The organism is Brasilonema octagenarum UFV-OR1 (assembly GCF_963888615.1).
Taxonomy (GTDB): domain Bacteria; phylum Cyanobacteriota; class Cyanobacteriia; order Cyanobacteriales; family Nostocaceae; genus Brasilonema; species Brasilonema sennae.
Genome location: NZ_CAWPKW010000287.1, coordinates 1 through 20883 on the forward strand (window position 1 = coordinate 1; position 20883 = coordinate 20883).

Below are 20883 nucleotides of genomic sequence, written 5' to 3' on the forward strand. Positions count from 1 at the left end.
TCGGGCATCCCTCTCCTTATAAAGGAGAGGGAAAGATTTTAGCGCCGATTCAAGCTAGGGTGAGGTTTAAGCTTTTTTATCCCATTTGCCATGAACAAACAAGAACCCCGACAACTCTTATGAAGTCGGGGTTCTGAACCGATTGCTATCATTCAGTTGCTCACGGATTTGATACCAAATAATCTTCCAGTAAAGAGACGATCGCCTCTGGATGAAGATTCTTATATTCTTTTGTCCCAATTTGCAAAATCAAATTCGGTGCGTTTTTACAACATTTTAAACAACTAGTGCGCTCAATGATGACTTGATCTGATAAACCGCGAATGGACAAAATCTTTTCTAATTCTGACAAGTAATTTTTTGCACCACGCTTGACACAGCCAGATTTTTGGCAGGTTAAAATCTTTGCCTTAGGAGCACGTTTGTGTTGTTGAACGGGTGTTTTTTGAGTCGAACAAAAATTAAGTGGTGCTATGCTAAAAGCTTTTAGTTTGACTTCGCCTGTTTGGGTGTCTAGCTTACTGATACCAAATACACGAATTTGCTCGCCAGGAATTAGAGATAAATTGAGGTGTTTACGTAATTCTTTAGGAATTTTGATTTGTACATCCTCGGATTCTAACGCCAGTTGTAAGTATTTGGATTTGCCTGGGCTATCACCAACAAAGCTCAGGAATTGTCCTTCGAGGTTAAATTCAGATAATTTTAAGTAATGATGACCCATGTTTTTTTAATCAGTGGATTTTTTGTGTGGGTTGTCTTTTTTAAGTAAGTGGAAACAGATAATCGTAATACTTAGATCTTGCTTTCTTATTTTTGTCCACCAAGAACGCCAAGAAATAAATTTCTTGGCTCAAAGTCCAAGTCCGTTAAAACGGACTGGGTAAGTCTTTGAGTCCGTTTTAACTGACATTTTGCACTATTCTCAAGAACGCAACCTCGTCCGCCTCGGAATCAATTGGGAGGCTCACACTTCAAGTCTCTTAAAGTAGACTCAAAGGCTTATGCAGTCGTCTAAAGACGACTTTGACTATGAGACTAGGGTTTAAACCCTAGGCGGTTGTTGGCACAAGTGCAAGATCTCAGCCTTAAACTCGTACGCGGTTACACGCTGGCAACGAATGAAAGAAACACTACCTCCCTTCTTCCCTATTCCCTCTTAATTTTGCAAGAGGCTTGGTGCTAAGCTAGGAGAGGCGTTTAGCTTCTACAGTCTGAGGTAAATCTACCAATTCTGGCAAGTTAGTAAATGCTAATTCCCAGCCATTTGCTAAGGTCAAAATTTTGCCTTCTGGTCCTTCAGTTTGTTTGACAACTTCTTCTTCAAGGTCTTTCTTGGCAACGTAGACGACCAAGTTTCCAGCATCATTTTGACGCAGCATGACTTTCATAAGAATTTTACCGCTTCCTAGTGTTGAGATTAATGTATTTGAGAAATGTCTGATTTTCTGTTCAGAAAAATAAGTTTATGAGACTTACTCAGTCATTTCTTGCCCTTTCTCAACAAGTTCTAATTCTTTTTTGAGACAACCTATGACAAATCCTTTGTCCAAAAAATGGACTGCATAGATATAGGATCTTTGTAAATAAGTGCCTATACTAGCAACGTAGCCAGTATCTCCTTTTGTCGCTAAGATAACTCCAATCTCTTGACCAGGAAAAGTGCCATCGTTCTTAATAACTTTACGCAATCGGACTTTATCACCAATGTTAAAAGCTGGTGGTTCTTCTAGTTCTACTTCATCTGATGGTCGCATGTGAATACCTCTGTTGTTCTTGTACTAAATCCAACAGTTCTTGCACGGTTAAACTGCGTTTTTTCTCTACTGATTCTTGTCTTACCGCATCTAAAACAGATTGAGTTTCTTGTGAACTCAGAAAAATACCATGCTCTTGCAGGATACTAGATAATAAATGCCGACCAGAATGCTTACCCACAACCAAACGCCGCTCCCAGCCTACTTCTTGGGGAGCAAACGGCTCGTAAGTGGTGGGGTTTTGCAGTACGCCGTGAGCATGAATACCAGCTTCGTGGGCAAAGGCATTCTCACCAACAATTGCCTTCCAAGGTGGTACATGAGATCCTGATGCAGCCGCAACAAGTCGAGACAGTTCTAATAAACGAGGGGTTTCAATACCCAAATTAACGCCGTATATACGTTTAAGAGCCATGACAACTTCTTCTAAAGCTGCATTTCCGGCTCTTTCGCCTAACCCGTTCACTGTAGTATTGACTGATAAGGCTCCAGCTTTAAGACCAGCAAGAGCGTTGGCAGTTGCCAAGCCAAAATCATTGTGAGTGTGAATTTCTACGGGAATGACTAAAGCCGATACTAATCTTTTGACTTTAGTGTATGTGCTGAAGGGGTCGAGAATGCCTACTGTGTCACAAAAACGAAACCGTGATGCACCCCATTCTTGGGCATATTGCGCAACATCGAGAAGGAAGTTTTCATCAGCTCTAGAAGAATCTTCTCCTCCTACCGACACCCAAAGACCTTTATCAAGAGCAAAGTTAATGCTATCTCTCAATTGTTGCAGAGTGACTCGCCACTGACCATGAAATTTAGCAGCGATTTGGATTCCAGAAACGGGAATAGCGATATGCACTCGCTTCAAACCGCAAGCTATGGAAGCTTGAATATCAGAAATGACAGCGCGATTCCAGCCAAGCAGTTTGGCTTGCAAATCTAACTGAGTAATTGCTGATATCGCTCGTGTTTCTTCCTCACCCATCGCCGGAATACCGACTTCCAACTCATGAACGCCGATGGTATCGAGAAATTTGGCGATCGCGACTTTCTCTTGTAAGTTGAAGGCTACTCCTGCTGCTTGTTCGCCGTCGCGTAGTGTTGTGTCATTTACCAGGACTTGATTCATCTTAAAAACCTCTGAGAAAATGATGAATGATGACAAGCATTGAACTCAGACTAATTGGAACCAGAACCGAGAATCTTTTTTTGGTGATTTCGGTTTATCTGGAATCCAATGCAAGTAAATTTACACGGAGATGAATCACTCTTGTGTTGTCAAATCTATTCCGTGAATTTTAGGAATATTCTGATTTTTGTATTTTGACTTTTCGCCCAAATATTACTATTCATAGTTGATAATTCTTGCTCTATCTGTATGCCATCAAACAAGAATTTGGTATCAACTACAAATTGTTATTATCTGGTGGGGTTTCTGTCTCACCAAATAGCATATGACTGAGATACGTATTCGCAAGTCCGGAAAACACTAAAATGCTCAATCCGGCTATTAAGGTAGAAATCATCGTCACATCCTCCTAAAGTTATTCAGGATTTGTAGATCGTCATTTTGACCGCACATTGGAATTTATACAGTCTTCTTAAGTTTTGAATATTTTAATGATTGGTGCTGATTTTTATCAGCTAAAATTTGAATTGTTTAACTTTGGTCTTCTAGCCAATCTAAAATGCGCTCTAGCTGTTCTATATCAACTAAGCCATACTGCCAAAGAAGCATTGATAAAGGACTATTATCTAACTCATGTTTACGTAATGCTACAGAAATGTCCATAGTTGAAAGTGCAAATTCCTTTTCTAAAAAATCAATAAATTTTACATGAGTTTGATGGTTTGCCATAAGAAAAAGTTTTACCAAAACTATAAAGTATAAAGGTTTAAGGATAAAGGATGTAGACGCTACAGATACTTTCCCAGGGCGGGAGAAACCCCCGTACCGCTGGCGTTCGTCAAAAGTCAAAAGTCAAAATGCTTATGATGTAAGCTTTTGGTTGATTTTGAATGGGTGCTTTATTGATGCGCCCCGTGTACTAGTAGGGTAAAAGAAAAATTTTAACATCTGAACGTCAACCTAACCCTTCATACTTCTTTTCACACCTCACGCCTGTTTTCAGGCTTGCTGATCTCAAATGAAAATCGTCAAAAATTTAAACCTGCCAACATTTTTCTAGCCAATCGATTAATTCTTGGCGACTTCCCATAAATTGCAGTACGGTACTGCGGACAAGAATAGCTGTCAGACAACTATTCACTTGTACCCGCAAAGAACCATCAGGATGACACCAACAGTTGATCATTAATTCTTGCAAGCGGTGACAGATTTGCCTGCGATCGCTCACGGGGATCTGCACAATATGCTCGCCTGAGGCTTGGAAACTACACGATTGCAACATAGTTAACGTTCCTTTATCACCAATTCTTTTTCCGTTTTCTGATTTGTAAAGGTTTCTAGCTTTTGTTCGAGTTGCTCAATACGTTCGAGCAAAGAACGAATGACACTCGCTTCTAAATCGGGTAGTTTTGCGTGTTCTAGGGGAGAGAGCTGTTCATTTTGCTTGCGAGAAACAATCCGTCCTGGAACTCCCACAACAGTGGAATCTGGTGGAACATCGCGTAAAACAATGGAACCTGCACCGATGCGGACGCGGTCGCCAATCTCAATATTGCCCAAAACTTTTGCACCCGCCCCTACAACGACGTTTTTCCCCAAGGTAGGATGGCGCTTACCACTTTGTTTTCCTGTTCCACCAAGGGTGACACCTTGGTAAATCAGCGTATTGTCGCCAACGATAGCAGTTTCGCCAATGACAACACCCATACCGTGGTCGATAAACACACCCTTGCCAATCTCCGCACCCGGATGAATTTCAATTCCTGTCAGAAACCGTCCTAAGTGAGAAATCAAGCGGGGGATAAAAACCACTCCACGACTGTGCAACCAATGAGCAAGCCGGTGCAAAGATAGTGCATGGAATCCAGGGTAACAAAACAGTACCTCCAGCCAATTGCGTGCTGCTGGATCTCGCTCAAATATGATGCGAAAATCACTTAATAACGCCTCAAAAGAAACGCCAGAAAGCATAGCAAAAAGCGGGTGGGAATCGCCGCCCAGCATTTTTGCAATTTTTAAATTCCTGATATAGTCGAGGGGCTGTTGCATCAGTTTTGCAGGAATGAAAATAGCGGTGTGCTATATTCTCTGCTTATATCAGGTGTTTGCAAAGATGGCTGTGTCTCTAACGCCGATTGAATTTATTGAATTGATTAAAGCTGTACTCAAGTGTGTGTGAACCTTGATTTAATGCAAATTTAAAATTTGTCTTGGGGTAGGGGTACTAGTATTTCCAGGATCGGGGTACTTGAATTTATGGGGGAGAGGACTAAGTATTTTTGTACTCAATAGAAATTGGCTTGCCATAAGACTTTTCTGCTGTTTAGGCAAGATATTTTCGCATAAATTAACAAGATTTCATCTGTACTCAGACATAAGACGAAAGAGCTATATACAAAAGTTCTGTATATGCAATTACTATTTATTATAATATTCCTACAATTGAAAAAAGACAAGTTTTACTATTTGATCTGATGGTTTTTATCTGTAAGTACAGATACTATTTTGTGTATGTAGAATTGTAGTTTGATTAACGGTTAAATCTATTTTATCCCTTTAGATAAGAATTTTGAGTGTTTTATATAAGAAAAAGCAATATTTTTATGCATTTTCTGCATCTTCTCGAAATGAAAAAACCTGCAAATGCAGGCTTATCTAGTACAATTTTCGACTGTTATTTTAAGAATTCCCACAAAAGTTCCACACATTAATTGGCAACAGTAATAGCAATTTTACCTACTGCTCGCTCTGTTTCGCTATATGTATGAGCGGCGGCGAGTTCTTGTAGAGGGTAGGTGCGATCAATCACTGAGCGCATTTTACCAGTCTCAATCAACTCTTTTAGGTAAACTAAGTCCTGAGTATCAGGTCTTTCAAGGATAAATGTTGCTTTTTTACCAGGAATCAGCGCTGTCAAAATAATCTGGACAAAGCTTTCAAGGCTGGGGAGTGTCGTCACGTAAATTCCATTGGGTTTTAGAGCTTGTTTACAACCAGAAAAGGACTGCTTAGCAACTGCATCCAAAATGATGTCGTACTGCCCTAATTCTTGGGTGAAGTCTTGTTGTGTATAGTCAATAATGCGATCTGCTCCCAAAGATTTTACGAAATCAATGTTTTTTGTACTGCAAACTGCGGTTACTTGTGCACCATACGCCTTAGCAATTTGTACTCCAAAAATACCCACACCACCAGAACCGCCATTCACAAGAACGCTTTGATTTGGCTGAATCTTCCCCAAGTCTCGCAGCCCTTGCAGTGCAGTGAGTGCGGCTACGGGGACAGAAGCTGCTTCTTCATAAGTCATGTTTGTTGGTTTAAGAGCAGCATTATTTTCTGGAACGGCTGCAAATTCTGCATAAGCTCCTCCCAATGGACTAATAGAGCCGTATATAGCATCTCCGGACTTAAATTGCGTAACTTGAGAACCAACTTCTATCACTTCTCCCGACAAATCAAACCCTATAATCATGGGAAATTTGTTACCCGTGATAAATTTCAACATTCCTTTGCGCATTTTCCAATCAACAGGATTAACGCAAGCCGCATGAACTTTGACAAGTAACTGATTCGGTTTAATTTTCGGAGGTTCTACATCTTCGTACTCAAACACCTCCGGGGAGCCATATCGACGGATAACCACTGCTTTCATAGTTTTACTCTTGGTACCCTGATTTTTGGGCAGAATTAGGACAATATTTTTTCTCAGTGTAACGAGAGTATGGTGTTGGTAGCTTTTCACCCAACATCTCTTAGGCATTCTCTGGCGAAGCCAAAGAACGAGGAATGTCTTGTAAAAACTGCCTGACTGCTTTTGGTGAACGCAGAACAATAACTTGCGATCGCGGTGTTAGCTGGCTCAGTTTTTCCAAAATGCCAGGACGACTCCAGAACCAATAATCATGATTTTCTTGACTTAAGACCAAGTTATGTTCAAAGATATCTTTATTCCAGATTCCACTTGTTCAAACTCCGTTAGTTGAGATATTATTCTATTAATCGGTCAAATCAACTGGGTAAGAAACCTTCTTTTTCTTGATTACGCCTGAAAGCTAGCCGAAATTCATCAGGGAAAGCCTATCAATATCTAGTAAAGATCAGCATACCAACTAAATATTAAAAAAAACTTAAATAGCATTTTTTCTTCCCAAAGAATGATATTCTGTATACAGAATTGAATTTCGCAAATTTCTGGAGTAGCGCTCCTTGATCTGCTCCAGATTTCCAAAATCAAAATCTCTTTCTCTTCAGGCAGTGCTCTAGGTATTATTTCACCACCCTTTGAGTACAAGGTGAAAAACCGAAAAAAAAGCTAAGATTGCGCTCAAGTCCTTGCAGGGATTGGTTTTTGTATGAGTACAGAAATACTTGTCCCCACTTCCATAAATACTCGAACCTCAACTGAAAAATTCTAGTACCCCTACCTGGAAAAAAATTTTGTGACTCCTCAAATGCATAAAGGGTAAAGGTTTTTAGTATTGAGTACAAGTCTAATCAATCCAATAAATTCTATCCAGAACACAAGCGCTGCCCTTATTCAAGACAACTGATATAAAACTTATATCGCCAACACTTAAAGCGCAAACAAAAAACAGCGCAGTGAGTGAGTGGAGGGATGAGATAGCACCATGCCCCTGTGAACAGAAGTCGCGCCTTTACGCGATCGCCCTTAAGTCAAAAAGCGTTGACACACTACCAGCCCTTGAAAACTTTGGGTAAACAGCGCAATACAAGACGCGGCTTCGATTCTTAACTCAACAGAGTGGCTATGGCATCTTCCACGGTGGCAACGTTAGTACCTGACCTTTTGCGAAATTCAATGACACAACAGTTTACAGGACTCGTTACGCCAGTAGTAACAGAATCCACTCCAACCAAAGCAAAATCCAGCGGTTGCGGCGGATGCAACGATGATAGCAGCGCCACTGTGGAAATGGAGGAAAAGCTCAAACAACGGATTGCCCAGCATCCCTGCTACAGTGAAGAAGCCCATCACCACTATGCAAGGTTGCACGTTGCAGTTGCCCCTGCTTGCAATATTCAATGCAACTACTGCAATCGTAAATACGACTGCGCTAACGAGAGTCGTCCTGGAGTGGTGAGTGAATTGCTGACCCCAGAAGAAGCAGCACACAAAGCTTTAGTAATTGCAGGCAAGATTCCTCAATTAACCGTGTTGGGAATTGCAGGTCCTGGCGATCCATTAGCAAATCCAGAGAAAACTTTCCGCACTTTTGAGTTGATTGCAGAAAAAGCGCCAGATATTAAGCTTTGTCTGTCAACTAACGGTTTAATGCTGCCTGAGTACGTTGATCGCATCAAACAACTCAACATAGATCATGTTACTATGACTATTAACATGATAGACCCAGAAATCGGGGCAAAAATTTATTCTTGGGTTCACTACAACCGCAAGCGTTATAGAGGCATCGAAGGAGCAAAAATTCTGCACGAAAAGCAGATGGAAGGATTGCAAGCCCTTAAAGAAGCTGACATTTTGTGCAAAGTCAACTCGGTGATGATTCCGGGTATTAATGATCAGCACCTGACAGAGGTGAATCAGGTCATTCGCTCCAAAGGCGCATTCCTTCACAATATTATGCCGCTGATTTCTGCACCAGAACACGGCACCCACTTTGGATTAACTGGTCAGCGCGGTCCCACACCAAAAGAAGTGAAGGTTGTGCAAGATAATTGCGCTGGTAACATGAAGATGATGCGTCATTGCCGTCAGTGTCGTGCTGATGCAGTCGGTCTTTTGGGTGAAGATCGCAGCCAGGAATTTACTAAGGATAAATTCATGGAAATGACTTCAGAATACGACCTAGAAAAACGTCAAGAAGTTCATGCAGGCATTGAGAAGTTTAAAGAAGAACTCAAAGCAGCCAAAGAAAAGGCTCTCACTGCTGTAGAAACAAGCAATGGCGCATCTGTAGAAAGCAGTCCAATCTTAGTTGCAGTCGCCACTAAAGGTGGTGGATTGGTTAACCAACACTTTGGTCATGCCAAGGAATTCCAGATTTATGAAGTTGATGCCAATAAAGTTTCTTTTGTTGGACATCGAAAAGTTGACCACTATTGTCAAGGCGGATACGGCGAGAAAGCCACTCTAGAAAATATCATTCAAACAATAGCTGATTGCAAAGCAGTATTGGTCTCTAAAATGGGTGACAGTCCCAAAGAAAAATTGCAACAACTCGGAATTCAGACGGTTGAATCCTACGATGTGATCGAGACAGTTGCTTTAGAATTTTATCAGCAATACCTTCAGGAACAAGGGAACTAAAAGACCAAAAGCATGCCCTTGAGTGAAGCCTAGACGTCGTTGGGCAGCTTATTGAAGGATAGGGTCGAAAGTCAAAAGTTAGAAATCTGAGGAATTTTTAACTTTTAACTTTTCACTTTTCCTTCTCCCCATTACCCAATATTTAGTACTCACTACCCAATTCCCAATCCACAATTTATAAGATAATAAGGGGAATAGTCATGACTTATAAAATTACCAGCAAGTGCATTTCCTGCAAATTATGTCTTTCTGCCTGTCCCACTGGTGCAGTCAAAATAGTTGACGGTCGTCACTGGATTGATCCTAACCTATGCACAAACTGTGATAATACGACTTACAGTGTCCCTCAGTGTGCGGCTGGTTGTCCCACCTGCGATGGTTGCGTCAAAGAACGTGGGGATTACTGGGAGTCTTGGTTTACCACTTACAATAAACTCATAACAAAACTAACAAAAAAAGAAGAATATTGGGACAACTGGTTTAACTTATATTCCCAAAAATTTTCTGAGCAAATTCAGAAACGTCAAACATCAAAAGTCTAAGCTTGAACCAGTAAACAGTTATCAGTTTGAAGAAGAATTCAGCAATTCTGAATTCAGTATTCAGAAGCAAGAAAAAAAGAATTGCGACTTCTGACTCCTGAACGGCAGGCGCTACCCTGCGGGAAGCCCTCCGGCGTCTACAAGCCGGGAAACCCGTCCAACGCGCAGCCTCCTCCTGACTCCTTCACTGTTCACTGATAACTGTTCAACGGATATCTTATACAGATTTTCAGAAATTTTTGGTTGTAATCAAATTAAATTGGAAGCAATGCACAAAGACTGCATATATCTAGACAATAACGCCACCACCAAGGTAGATCCAGCAATTGTAGAGGCGATGCTGCCCTACTTCAGCGATTATTACGGCAATCCCTCCAGTATGCACACCTTTGGTGGGCAAGTTGGTAAAGCAGTAAGACTTGCACGAGAACAAGTGGCTGCTTTGTTGGGTGCTGAGGAATCAGAAATTATCTTTACCAGTGGAGGAACTGAGGGAGATAACGCCGCTATTCGTGCAGCGCTTTTGGCACAACCCCAAAAGCGACACATTATCACGACACAAGTCGAACACCCAGCAGTGCTGAATGTCTGCCAACAGCTGGAAACTCAAGGTTATTCTGTCACCTATCTATCAGTGAATCGTCAAGGGCAGTTGGATTTAAATGAACTGGAAGCCTCATTGACAGGCAATACTGCCCTAGTGACAATTATGTATGCCAATAACGAAACCGGTACGGTTTTCCCAATTGAGCAGATTGGGTTGCGCGTAAAAGAAAGTGGCGCACTCTTCCATGTCGATGCGGTGCAAGCTGTGGGTAAAATTCCCATGAATATGAAGACGAGCACCATTGATATGCTCACTCTATCTGGTCATAAAATGCATGCACCCAAAGGAATTGGTGCATTGTATCTACGACGCGGAGTTCGGTTCCGTCCCATGATTATCGGCGGAGGACAACAGCGCGGTAGAAGAGCAGGAACAGAAAATGTTCCAGGAGTTGTTGCTTTAGGCAAAGCAGCTGAACTAGAATTATTACATCTTGAAGAAGCGACAGCCAGAGAGAAGCAGTTACGCGATCGCCTTGAGCAAACTCTGATCAACACAATTCCCAACTGCGAAGTCAATGGTGATCCAGCAAACAGATTACCAAACACCACCAACATTGGTTTCAAATATATTGAAGGTGAAGCAATTCTTCTCCACCTAAACAAACACAACATTTGTGCTTCATCCGGTTCTGCTTGCAGTTCTGGCTCTTTGGAACCCTCTCATGTTCTGCGAGCAATGGGCTTACCCTACACCATTTTGCATGGTTCCATTCGCTTCAGCCTTTGCCGTTACACAACAGAAGCCGAAATTGATGCAGTTCTGGCAATTATGCCTGATATTATAGAGCGTCTACGTGCCCTCTCACCCTTCAAGAATGATAATGTCGGTTGGCTGCAACAACAAGAAAAATCAGTGCTTGGTGTAGGCAGATGAGGAACAGAAGGGAGAAAACAGGAAGCATAGGAACAGGGAAAACCCACCAGAGGGAGAGGAAGAATCCGCCGGACATTAACTCTTTATCTCCCTTGCGTCCTGCCTTTTCGAGAGAAAGCTCCCTACCCCCCAACTTTCCAATAATCCAATCCAATGTTCAAAATCAACAAATCTGAAATCGGCTATGTGGGACTATACAGATAAAGTGATGGATCTCTTCTACAATCCCAAAAATCAAGGGGAATTAGAAGACTCTACAGAACCTGGAATCAAAGTTGCTGTTGGAGAAGTCGGTAGCATTGCTTGTGGAGATGCCCTGAGACTTCACTTGAAAGTTGAGGAAACAACTGAAAAAATCCTCGAAGCTCGTTATCAAACCTTTGGCTGTACGAGTGCGATCGCATCTTCTGAAGCTTTGGTAGATTTAATCCAGGGTTCAACCCTAGACGAAGCCCTCAAGGTAACTAACAAAGAGATTGCCGACTATCTTGGCGGATTACCACAAGCAAAGATGCATTGCTCGGTGATGGGACAAGAAGCGCTAGAAGCAGCTATCTATAATTACCGAGGTATTGCTCCCGAAGTTCATGAAGACGATGATGAAGGAGCGCTAGTTTGCACTTGTTTTGGCATTAGCGATACAAAAATTAAGCGTGTGATTAGAGAAAATAATCTCACCACCGCCGAAGAAGTCACAAATTATGTCAAAGCAGGTGGCGGATGCGGATCTTGTTTGGCAACGATTGATGATATAATAGAATCTGTACGGCAAGAATCTGCTGCCCCTTCAGGTAATTCCTTGAAAAAGAATACGGCTAGTCAGCAAGCCGAAAAACCTCTGACACCAGTGCAGAAAATTGCACTGATTCAAAAAGTCTTAGATGAAGAAGTCAGACCCGTTCTCATAGCCGATGGCGGAGACGTAGAACTGTACGACGTAGATGGTGATTCTGTAAAAGTTCTGCTCCAAGGTGCATGTGGTTCGTGTTCTTCTAGCACAGCAACACTTAAGATTGCAATTGAATCTAGATTGCGCGATCGCGTGAGCAAAGACCTTGTCGTAGAAGCGGTTGAGCCATCATTGCTTTAAGACTTACGCACTTTACAATTCTACTGTAATATGCATTACCCTGAAACACCAAGTAGGATTTGACTCATATCATTGTCTTCCTTATCAACCCTTGAGTTCTACTAAAAACTGACAGCTAAATTCACTAGCTTTGAGTAACAAGAGTGAAGGTTTTTAGCGCTCAAGTGCGCGAATTTCAGTATCCAACCAACTCGCTTCAAAGGAAAAGGATATGAGCACATTATTCGACCAACTTGGTGGACAACAGGGTATTGAGCAAATAGTGGATGATTTCTACAAACGCATCATGGCTGACAACACCCTTAATCACTTTTTCGCTAATACAGATTTGGACAAACAGCGTCGTCATCAAGCTGCTTTATTCTCTCAGATCTTTGACGGTCCAAACCAATACACGGGTCGTCAAATGGAAAAAGTACACACGGGTATGAATCTACAGCAACAACACTTCGATGCGATTGCAAAGCACCTTGGTGAGTCACTAGCTCAGCGTGGAGTGTCGTCAGAGGACACAAACGCTGCACTTGCTCGCGTCTCAAGTTTGAAGGACGCTATTTTGAACAAGTGATGTCAAAGCTACGAATTCAAAATTCGCTCCTTCAAAAACAGAACTGAATTTTGAATGTTTGAGTAGCGAGGGTCAAGTCTTACTTGGTGTTTCAGGTTTATGCATATTCGGATGCATTTGTAAAGAAAGTCCCAACCAAATTTAACGAGGATAAATGATGTTCTTGCTTTGGATAGTTTCAGGGGTAGAGCGATCGCCACCGGCGGGCACATAGTGCCAATGCCACCTGATTCGTTCTACACACAGTCAACGCTGTAATTCTAATAGGCGTGACTCACAAAAAGCAAAGACCCACCAAACCAACCAATTAATTAGCAATCTAATTGCAGGAGAAAACTCATCATGTCCGAGGATAAAATCAGACAGATAGCATTCTACGGTAAAGGCGGTATCGGTAAATCTACCACCTCCCAAAACACCCTTGCCGCTATGGCAGAAATGGGTCAGCGCATCATGATTGTGGGTTGCGACCCAAAAGCAGACTCTACCCGTTTAATGCTGCACAGCAAAGCCCAAACCACCGTGCTTCACCTCGCCGCTGAGCGGGGCGCAGTAGAAGATTTAGAAATCGAAGAAGTGTTGCTCACCGGCTTCCGTGGTGTTAAGTGCGTGGAATCTGGTGGTCCTGAGCCTGGTGTAGGTTGCGCCGGTCGTGGTATTATCACCGCCATCAACTTCTTGGAAGAAAACGGTGCTTACCAAGACTTAGACTTCGTCTCCTACGACGTGTTGGGTGACGTTGTCTGCGGTGGTTTCGCTATGCCTATCCGTGAAGGTAAGGCACAAGAAATCTATATTGTGACCTCTGGTGAAATGATGGCGATGTACGCTGCTAACAACATCGCTCGCGGTATTCTCAAGTATGCTCACTCTGGTGGCGTGCGCTTGGCTGGTCTGATTTGTAACAGCCGTAAAGTTGACCGGGAAATCGAACTCATCGAAACCCTGGCGGAACGGTTGAACACCCAGATGATCCACTTTGTACCTCGTGACAACATCGTTCAACACGCAGAATTGCGTCGGATGACCGTCAACGAGTACGCACCTGACAGCGACCAAGGTAACGAATACCGCGCATTAGCTAAGAAGGTCATCAACAACACCAAGCTCACCATTCCTACACCTATTGAAATGGACGAGTTAGAAGCCCTACTCGTAGAGTTCGGTATCCTCGACGACGATAGCAAGCACGCAGAAATCATTGGCAAACCTGCAGAAGCTACTGCCAAGTAAGCAATGCCCTAGGGTGGGCAAGCAGCCCACCTTTGAAGACAGAAGAATAAAGAATGAAATATAAATGGTTCACTCTTCACTCTTCACTCTTCATCCTTCCTTCTCATCAGTAATTCACCAGCAAGGAACACTATGACATATACAGATGACAAAAAATCTTCCGAGCAAGATCCAAAAGCGCTCGTAGAACAAAGAAAACAAGTAGTTAAAGAAGTTCTAGACGCTTACCCCGACAAAGCTAAGAAAAAGCGGGAAAAGCATATAAACGTATACGAAGAAGGCAAGTCCGACTGCGGCGTTAAGTCCAACGTCAAATCTCTTCCTGGTGTGATGACCGCTCGTGGTTGTGCTTACGCTGGTTCTAAAGGTGTGGTCTGGGGTCCAATTAAGGACATGATCCACATCAGCCACGGTCCTGTCGGTTGCGGTTACTGGTCTTGGTCTGGTCGTCGTAACTACTACATCGGCACCACAGGTGTTGACACCTTTGGCACCATGCACTTCACTTCTGACTTCCAAGAACGGGATATCGTCTTCGGCGGTGACAAAAAACTCATAAAACTAATCGAAGAACTCGAAGTACCCTTCCCCCTCAACCGTGGTGTCTCAATTCAATCTGAATGTCCTGTCGGTCTGATTGGGGATGACATTGAAGCTGTCGCCAGAAAATCATCCAAAGAGATTGACAAGCCTGTTGTTCCCGTGCGTTGCGAAGGCTTCCGGGGTGTTTCTCAATCCCTCGGTCACCACATTGCGAACGACATGGTTCGTGACTGGGTGTTCACCAGATCTGACAAAGAAAAAAAAGAAGGCAAGCTGCAATTCGAGTCTACTCCTTACGATGTCGCAATCATCGGTGACTACAACATCGGTGGTGATGCTTGGGCTAGCCGCATCCTGTTAGAAGAACTCGGCTTGCGCGTAGTCGCCCAGTGGTCAGGTGATGGCACCATCAACGAGATGATGCAGACACCAAACGTCAAGATGAACCTGATTCACTGTTACCGGTCGATGAACTACATCAGCCGTCACATGGAAGAAGCTTACGGTATACCCTGGTTGGAATACAACTTCTTTGGTCCTACCAAGATTGCTGCATCCTTACGGGAAATCGCTTCCAAGTTTGACGAGAAGATCCAAGAAAACGCTGAGAAGATCATCGCCAAGTACCAGCCAGTGATGGATGAAATCGTTGCCAAGTATCGTCCAGGCTTGGAAGGCAAAACTGTTGCCATGATGGTTGGTGGTTTGCGTCCTCGCCACGTTGTTCCCGCTTTCCAAGATTTGGGAATGAGAATGATTGGTACAGGTTATGAGTTTGCTCATAATGACGACTACAAACGTACCACCAACTACATTGAAAACGGTACCATCGTTTTCGATGACGTTACTGCTTACGAGTTCGAGGAGTTCATCAAAGCACTCAAGCCCGACCTCGTCGCTTCTGGTGTGAAAGAGAAGTATGTCTTCCAAAAGATGGGTCTTCCTTTCCGTCAAATGCACTCTTGGGATTACTCCGGTCCTTATCACGGTTATGATGGCTTCGCTATCTTTGCTCGCGACATGGATCTAGCACTCAACAGCCCCACCTGGGGATTAATCGGCGCTCCTTGGAGCAAGAAAGCTAAAGCTGAGGCTAAGGCTGAAGCTAAGGCTGTCGCCTAAGGAATACCTCGTTACCAGGCTAAGCCTGGTGACGCATTCGGGGAGGCTGTACCTCCTCCGTAGCAAACAAGATTCGTGAGGCTATGCCTCAGCCTAGGCATTCCCAGGCTCAGCCTGGGAACTAAACCACAATTAACCAACCCACTAGCTCGCTTGGAGATAGAGAAATGCCTCAGAATCCGGAGAAAATTCAAGACCACGTGGAGCTATTCCACCAGCCAGAGTACCAACAGCTATTTCAAAACAAGAAAGAGTTTGAAAACGGACACGACCCTGAAGAAGTAAAAAGGGTTGCAGAATGGACCAAGAGTTGGGAGTATCGTGAAAAGAACTTCGCTCGTGAAGCATTGACCGTTAACCCTGCTAAAGGTTGCCAACCATTGGGCGCAATCTTCGCTGCTGTTGGTTTTGAAGGTACTCTACCTTTTGTCCAAGGTTCCCAAGGTTGCGTTGCTTACTTCCGCACCCACTTAACTCGTCACTACAAAGAACCGTTTTCTGGCGTATCTTCTTCCATGACAGAAGACGCAGCGGTATTTGGTGGACTGCAAAACATGATTGACGGCTTGACAAACTCCTACCAACTGTACAAGCCGAAGATGATCGCTGTCTGCACCACCTGTATGGCAGAAGTTATCGGTGATGACTTACAGGCTTTCATCAACAACGCCAAAAAAGCTGGTGCAGTTCCTCAAGATTTCCCAGTGCCCTTTGCTCACACTCCTAGCTTTGTTGGTTCCCACATCACAGGCTACGACAACATGATGAAGGGTATTCTTTCTAACCTGACTGCAGGTAAGAAGAAAGAAACCAGCAATGGCAAAATCAACTTCATCCCTGGTTTTGACACCTATGTTGGTAACAACCGGGAAATCAAGCGGATGTGTAATCTGATGGGTATCGATTACACGATACTGGCAGATAACAGCGACTATCTGGATTCACCCAACACAGGTGAGTTTGATATGTACCCAGGCGGTACTCCCTTGGAAGAAGCTGCAGATTCAATTAATGCGAAAGCAACTGTTGCTTTACAAGCACACTCTACTGCCAAGACCCGCGAATACATTCAAAAAGAATGGAAGCAAGAAGTTGTCGTTTCTCGTCCTTGGGGTATTAAGGGTACTGATGAGTTGTTGATGAAACTCAGTGAACTGACTGGTAAACCCATTCCCGAAGAACTGGAAATTGAACGCGGTCGGGCAGTCGATGCGATGACTGACTCCCATGCATGGGTTCACGGCAAGCGCTTCGCTATCTACGGTGAGCCTGATCTCGTGTACTCTATGGTAGGCTTCATGCTGGAAATGGGTGCTGAACCCGTGCATATCCTTGTTCACAACAGCAATGAAAACTTTGAGAAAGAAATCAAAGAGTTGCTGGATTCTAGCCCTAATGGTAAGAGTGCTACTGTTTGGCCTGGTAAAGACCTGTGGCACATGCGTTCTTTGCTGTTCACCGAACCTGTAGACTTGCTCATCGGTAACACCTACGGTAAGTACCTGTGGCGCGACACCAAGATTCCCCTCGTGAGAATTGGCTACCCCATCATGGACCGCCACCACCTGCACCGCTACTCTACCATCGGCTATCAAGGTATAATCAACTTGCTCAACTGGATTGTGAATACAATCTTCGAGGAAATTGATCGCACCACAAACATTCCTTCTAAGACAGATATTTCCTACGACTTGATTCGTTAGGAATTGTATTCACCTGCGACGTGCTAACAAAGGAAAAGGAAAAGGCAGAAGGATTAAGGTATTCGTTAGTGGTTAGTAGTTAGTAGTTAGCGGTTATTTTTTAGAAAAAGAACTAACAATTAACAACTAAAAACTAAAATAATCCCACGCTCAATTCCTAATCTTTCTTACCAATTCCTTTTACCTTTTTCTTGAGTTATGGAGTAATGTAATATGAAAACTATAACTCACACTCATAATCACCAGGAACACCATTCACCTATTTCTAGAAAACCAGGCTCATTTGATATTTTATATCTTTTGCGTCGTCTGGTGGATGGGTTTCAAGTAAAAAATGCTCGGCTTGCTCATCTTTGTTGCCAAATAATTCCTTGCTGTTGCCCCTTTGAGCGAAATCTGAGATTATTTGGACGTACTTTTCATATTCCGCCACTGTGTAAACTCAATCCTTTGTATGACAATTTTGTCGGATTGCGTTTTCGAGCATTATCTTACTTATCTGATGAGTGTGGAGAAGATGTAACAAAATACATTTGCTAATGAGTTCAAAATCTATATTTTCTAGTTAATACTCAATTCATTGAGTATTAACTATTAACAAAGTATTACCCATTTTTGATCCCAATAAAAGAGAAAAATGAAAATCACCCAAAGTAAAATTAACGAGTTGCTCACTCAACCTGGGTGCGAACACAATCAAAGCAAGCATGGAGACAAGAAAAACAAATCCTGCGCGCAACAACCCAAGCCGGGAGCTGCTCAAGGGGGTTGTGCCTTTGATGGTGCAATGATTGCTTTAGTACCCATTACGGATGCTGCTCATTTGGTTCACGGACCGATCGCCTGCTCTGGTAACTCTTGGGGAAGTCGTGGTAGTCTTTCCTCTGGTCCTGTGCTGTACAAAACAGGTTTTACCACTGATTTGGATGAAACCGATGTGATCTTCGGTGGCGAAAAGAAGCTGTACAAAGCAATTCTGGAAGTACAAAATCGCTACAAACCAACTGCAGTTTTTGTCTACTCCACCTGTGTCACTGCCTTAATTGGTGATGATATAGATGCTGTTTGTAAAGCTGCTGCCAACAAAACAGGAACTCCTGTGATTCCTGTCAATGCACCAGGATTTATTGGTAGTAAGAATTTTGGTAACCGTCTTGCTGGTGAAGCTTTGCTTGATTACGTTGTGGGTACAGCCGAGCCTGAATTCACCACACCATTAGACATCAACCTCATTGGTGAGTACAATGTTGCGGGGGAAATGTGGAATGTCGTGCGACTGCTTGAGAAATTAGGTATTCGAGTTTTGGCGAAAATGACAGGTGATGGGCGTTACAACGAAATCTGTTACGCTCACCGTGCCAAGCTCAACGTGATGATTTGCTCAAAAGCGCTGCTGAATATGGCGACAAAAATGGAAGAGCGCTATGGCATCCCCTACATTGAAGAGTCTTTCTACGGTGTAGAAGACATGAACCGTTGTCTGCGGAATGTTGCTGCAAAGTTAGATGATCCCGATTTACAAGAGCGTACAGAAAAGCTCATTGCTGAAGAAACTGCTGCTTTGGATGTCGCTTTGGCTCCCTATCGCGAGAAACTCAAAGGCAAAAGAGTTGTTCTTTATACTGGTGGTGTCAAGAGTTGGTCGATTATCTCGGCAGCTAAGGACTTGGGGATGGAAGTTGTTGCTACAAGTACAAGAAAGAGTACTGAGGAAGACAAAGCCCGAATCAAGAAGTTGCTCGGTCAGGATGGCATCATGCTAGAACAAGAAAGTCCTAAGGAGCTGCTACGGATCATCAAGGAAAAGAACGCTGATATGTTGATTGCTGGAGGTCGCAATCAATACACCGCTTTGAAAGCTCGGATTCCTTTTCTACACATCAACCAAGAACGCCATCATCCGTATGCAGGCTATGAAGGAATGGTGGAAATGGCACGAGAACTGTACGAAGCTGTTTATAGCCCTGTTTGGCAGCAAGTACGCAAACCCGCACCGTGGGAAGTTGCTGAATCTGTTGAGCAACCAGTTTCTTCCTCTTCTGTTCTACAGGAGGTGCATTGATGGCGATTGTGACTGTGACAAACTCATCAGTTGCTGTTAATTCTTTCAAGCTGAGTCAACCTTTGGGTGCTGCTTTAGCGTTGTTAGGCTTAAAGGGAATGATACCTGTATTCCACGGTTCCCAAGGCTGTACTGCTTTTGCCAAATCCATGTTGGTGAAGCATTTTTGTGAGTCGATTCCCCTTTCTACCACAGCAATGATGGAAGTTAGCACCATCTTGGGTGGGGAGGAGAATGTAGAACAGGCTATTGTTACGTTAGCCGAGAAGTCAAAGCCAGAAATCATTGGTTTGTGTACGACTGCACTGACAGAAACCAGAGGCGATGATATGCCGCGATTTCTTAAGCAAGTCCGCGATCGCCATCCAGAACTCAATCATCTACCGATTGTATTAGTATCGTCTCCTGATTTTAAGGGCACATTGCAGGATGGGTATGCTGCTGCTGTTGAGAGCATCGTTAAGGAACTTGCCCAAAAAAGTGACAACCCAAACCCTTCTCCCACACAAGTAGCGATTTTGCCGAGTTCTGCTTTCACGCCTGGAGATGTGGAGGAGATAAAAGAGATTATCACGGCTTTTGGATTGAAGCCGATTGTTGTTCCTGATCTTTCTGCTTCACTAGATGGTCATTTAGAAGATTCTTACAGTGCTATCACAGCTTGTGGGACAAGCATAACAGAACTGCGCGAGATTGGTAATTCTGTATTCACCTTAGCTTTTGGTGAGAGTATGCGGAGTGCGGCGCAAATTTTGCATGAGCGCTTTAGCATTCCCTATGAGGTGTTTGGTGAACTGACTGGATTAGAACCAGTGGATAATTTCTTGCAAGCATTGGCAGATTTAAGTGGTACCAGTGTACCAGAAAAATACCGCCGCCAGCGCCGTCAGTTGCAAGATGCCATGCTCGACACTCACTTTTACTTTGGTTGCAAACGAGTGTCCCTAGCGCTGGAACCAGATTTACTCTGGTCAACAGTGTATTTTCTAAAATCAATGGGTGCTGAAATTCATGCAGCGGTAACGACGACTCGCTCCCCCTTGCTAGAAAAACTTCCTATTAATAGTGTCACCATCGGTGATTTGGAAGACTTTGAGCAACTCGCACCTACATCTGACCTGCTCATTGGTAACTCCCACACAGTAGCTGTCGCAAATCGATTAGGAATTCCTGTTTATCGTCAAGGGTTTCCTATTTTTGACCGCGTGGGTAATGGTCTATTTACTAAAGTTGGCTACCGAGGTACAATGCAGGTTTTGTTTGATATTGGAAACATTTTCTTGCAGGCTGAGGAAGCTAGGATTCAGCACTCTGGAAGTTTCAATATTTTGAGTTCCGAAATTTAACTTGTAAATAAATTATGAGTTATGA

20 protein-coding genes are annotated in these 20883 nt (G+C 43.3%); 11 read left to right on the plus strand and 9 right to left on the minus strand.

Annotated features, from left to right (window positions below):
• Positions 1-160: 160 nt before the first annotated feature.
• From AC5590_RS24580 to AC5590_RS24620, 9 genes are all read right to left on the minus strand, one after another.
• Positions 161-724, minus strand: coding sequence for a (2Fe-2S) ferredoxin domain-containing protein (locus tag AC5590_RS24580; RefSeq protein WP_169265999.1), 564 nt, complete (start codon positions 722-724; stop codon positions 161-163).
• A 463-nt stretch (positions 725-1187) separates the two neighbouring features.
• The gene (nifT, locus tag AC5590_RS24585; protein ID WP_169266000.1) at positions 1188-1391 is read right to left on the minus strand and encodes a putative nitrogen fixation protein NifT; all 204 of its coding nucleotides are present in this window, start codon (positions 1389-1391) and stop codon (positions 1188-1190) included.
• A gap of 84 nt (positions 1392-1475) precedes the next feature.
• Positions 1476-1757, minus strand: a complete 282-nt coding sequence (locus tag AC5590_RS24590) for a nitrogen fixation protein NifZ (protein ID WP_169266001.1) — start codon at positions 1755-1757, stop codon at positions 1476-1478.
• Positions 1741-2880, minus strand: a complete 1140-nt coding sequence (gene nifV / locus AC5590_RS24595) for a homocitrate synthase (protein WP_169266002.1) — start codon at positions 2878-2880, stop codon at positions 1741-1743. Before nifV ends, AC5590_RS24590 begins: the two co-directional genes overlap by 17 nt.
• Positions 2881-3411: 531 nt before the next feature.
• Positions 3412-3609 (minus strand): DUF2949 domain-containing protein, encoded by a 198-nt coding sequence (locus tag AC5590_RS24600; RefSeq protein ID WP_169266003.1) that lies wholly within the window; start codon positions 3607-3609, stop codon positions 3412-3414.
• A gap of 307 nt (positions 3610-3916) precedes the next feature.
• Positions 3917-4162 carry an Asr1405/Asl0597 family protein gene (locus AC5590_RS24605; RefSeq protein WP_169266004.1) on the minus strand — a complete coding sequence of 82 codons (246 nt, stop codon included), beginning with the start codon at positions 4160-4162 and terminating at the stop codon, positions 3917-3919.
• A 2-nt stretch (positions 4163-4164) separates the two neighbouring features.
• A complete protein-coding gene (cysE, locus tag AC5590_RS24610; RefSeq protein ID WP_169266005.1) occupies positions 4165-4929 on the minus strand; it encodes a serine O-acetyltransferase in 765 nt (254 codons plus the stop codon).
• 658 nt (positions 4930-5587) lie between these two features.
• Positions 5588-6532, minus strand: coding sequence for an NAD(P)-dependent alcohol dehydrogenase (locus AC5590_RS24615; RefSeq protein WP_169266006.1), 945 nt, complete (start codon positions 6530-6532; stop codon positions 5588-5590).
• A gap of 100 nt (positions 6533-6632) precedes the next feature.
• On the minus strand, positions 6633-6806 hold the full coding sequence (locus tag AC5590_RS24620; RefSeq protein WP_169266007.1) for a P-loop NTPase family protein: 174 nt from the start codon (positions 6804-6806) through the stop codon (positions 6633-6635).
• An 893-nt stretch (positions 6807-7699) separates the two neighbouring features.
• Here AC5590_RS24620 and nifB point away from each other — a divergent pair.
• The 11 genes from nifB (at position 7700) to nifN (ending at position 20858) form a co-directional block, all read left to right on the plus strand.
• Complete coding sequence (nifB, locus tag AC5590_RS24625) at positions 7700-9166, plus strand: nitrogenase cofactor biosynthesis protein NifB (protein WP_169266036.1); 1467 nt, start codon at positions 7700-7702, stop codon at positions 9164-9166.
• Positions 9167-9366: 200 nt separating this feature from the next.
• The gene (locus AC5590_RS24630) at positions 9367-9708 is read left to right on the plus strand and encodes a DUF362 domain-containing protein (RefSeq protein ID WP_169266008.1); all 342 of its coding nucleotides are present in this window, start codon (positions 9367-9369) and stop codon (positions 9706-9708) included.
• Between the two features lie 268 nt (positions 9709-9976).
• Positions 9977-11191, plus strand: coding sequence for a cysteine desulfurase NifS (gene nifS / locus AC5590_RS24635; protein ID WP_169266009.1), 1215 nt, complete (start codon positions 9977-9979; stop codon positions 11189-11191).
• Positions 11192-11375: 184 nt separating this feature from the next.
• Complete coding sequence (nifU, locus tag AC5590_RS24640) at positions 11376-12281, plus strand: Fe-S cluster assembly protein NifU (RefSeq protein ID WP_169266010.1); 906 nt, start codon at positions 11376-11378, stop codon at positions 12279-12281.
• Between the two features lie 211 nt (positions 12282-12492).
• Positions 12493-12849, plus strand: a complete 357-nt coding sequence (locus tag AC5590_RS24645; protein ID WP_169266011.1) for a group I truncated hemoglobin — start codon at positions 12493-12495, stop codon at positions 12847-12849.
• A gap of 342 nt (positions 12850-13191) precedes the next feature.
• Positions 13192-14082: a nitrogenase iron protein gene (gene nifH / locus AC5590_RS24650; protein WP_169266012.1), complete on the plus strand. Its 891-nt coding sequence runs from the start codon at positions 13192-13194 to the stop codon at positions 14080-14082.
• 132 nt (positions 14083-14214) lie between these two features.
• The gene (gene nifD, locus AC5590_RS24655) at positions 14215-15747 is read left to right on the plus strand and encodes a nitrogenase molybdenum-iron protein alpha chain (RefSeq protein WP_169266013.1); all 1533 of its coding nucleotides are present in this window, start codon (positions 14215-14217) and stop codon (positions 15745-15747) included.
• Positions 15748-15914: 167 nt separating this feature from the next.
• Entirely contained in the window at positions 15915-17450 is a 1536-nt protein-coding gene (nifK, locus tag AC5590_RS24660) for a nitrogenase molybdenum-iron protein subunit beta (RefSeq protein ID WP_169266014.1), read from the plus strand.
• A gap of 213 nt (positions 17451-17663) precedes the next feature.
• Positions 17664-17990, plus strand: a complete 327-nt coding sequence (locus AC5590_RS24665) for a Mo-dependent nitrogenase C-terminal domain-containing protein (protein WP_169266015.1) — start codon at positions 17664-17666, stop codon at positions 17988-17990.
• 97 nt (positions 17991-18087) lie between these two features.
• The gene (nifE, locus tag AC5590_RS24670) at positions 18088-19512 is read left to right on the plus strand and encodes a nitrogenase iron-molybdenum cofactor biosynthesis protein NifE (protein WP_169266016.1); all 1425 of its coding nucleotides are present in this window, start codon (positions 18088-18090) and stop codon (positions 19510-19512) included.
• On the plus strand, positions 19512-20858 hold the full coding sequence (gene nifN / locus AC5590_RS24675; protein ID WP_169266017.1) for a nitrogenase iron-molybdenum cofactor biosynthesis protein NifN: 1347 nt from the start codon (positions 19512-19514) through the stop codon (positions 20856-20858). Before nifE ends, nifN begins: the two co-directional genes overlap by 1 nt.
• Positions 20859-20883 lie beyond the last annotated feature (25 nt).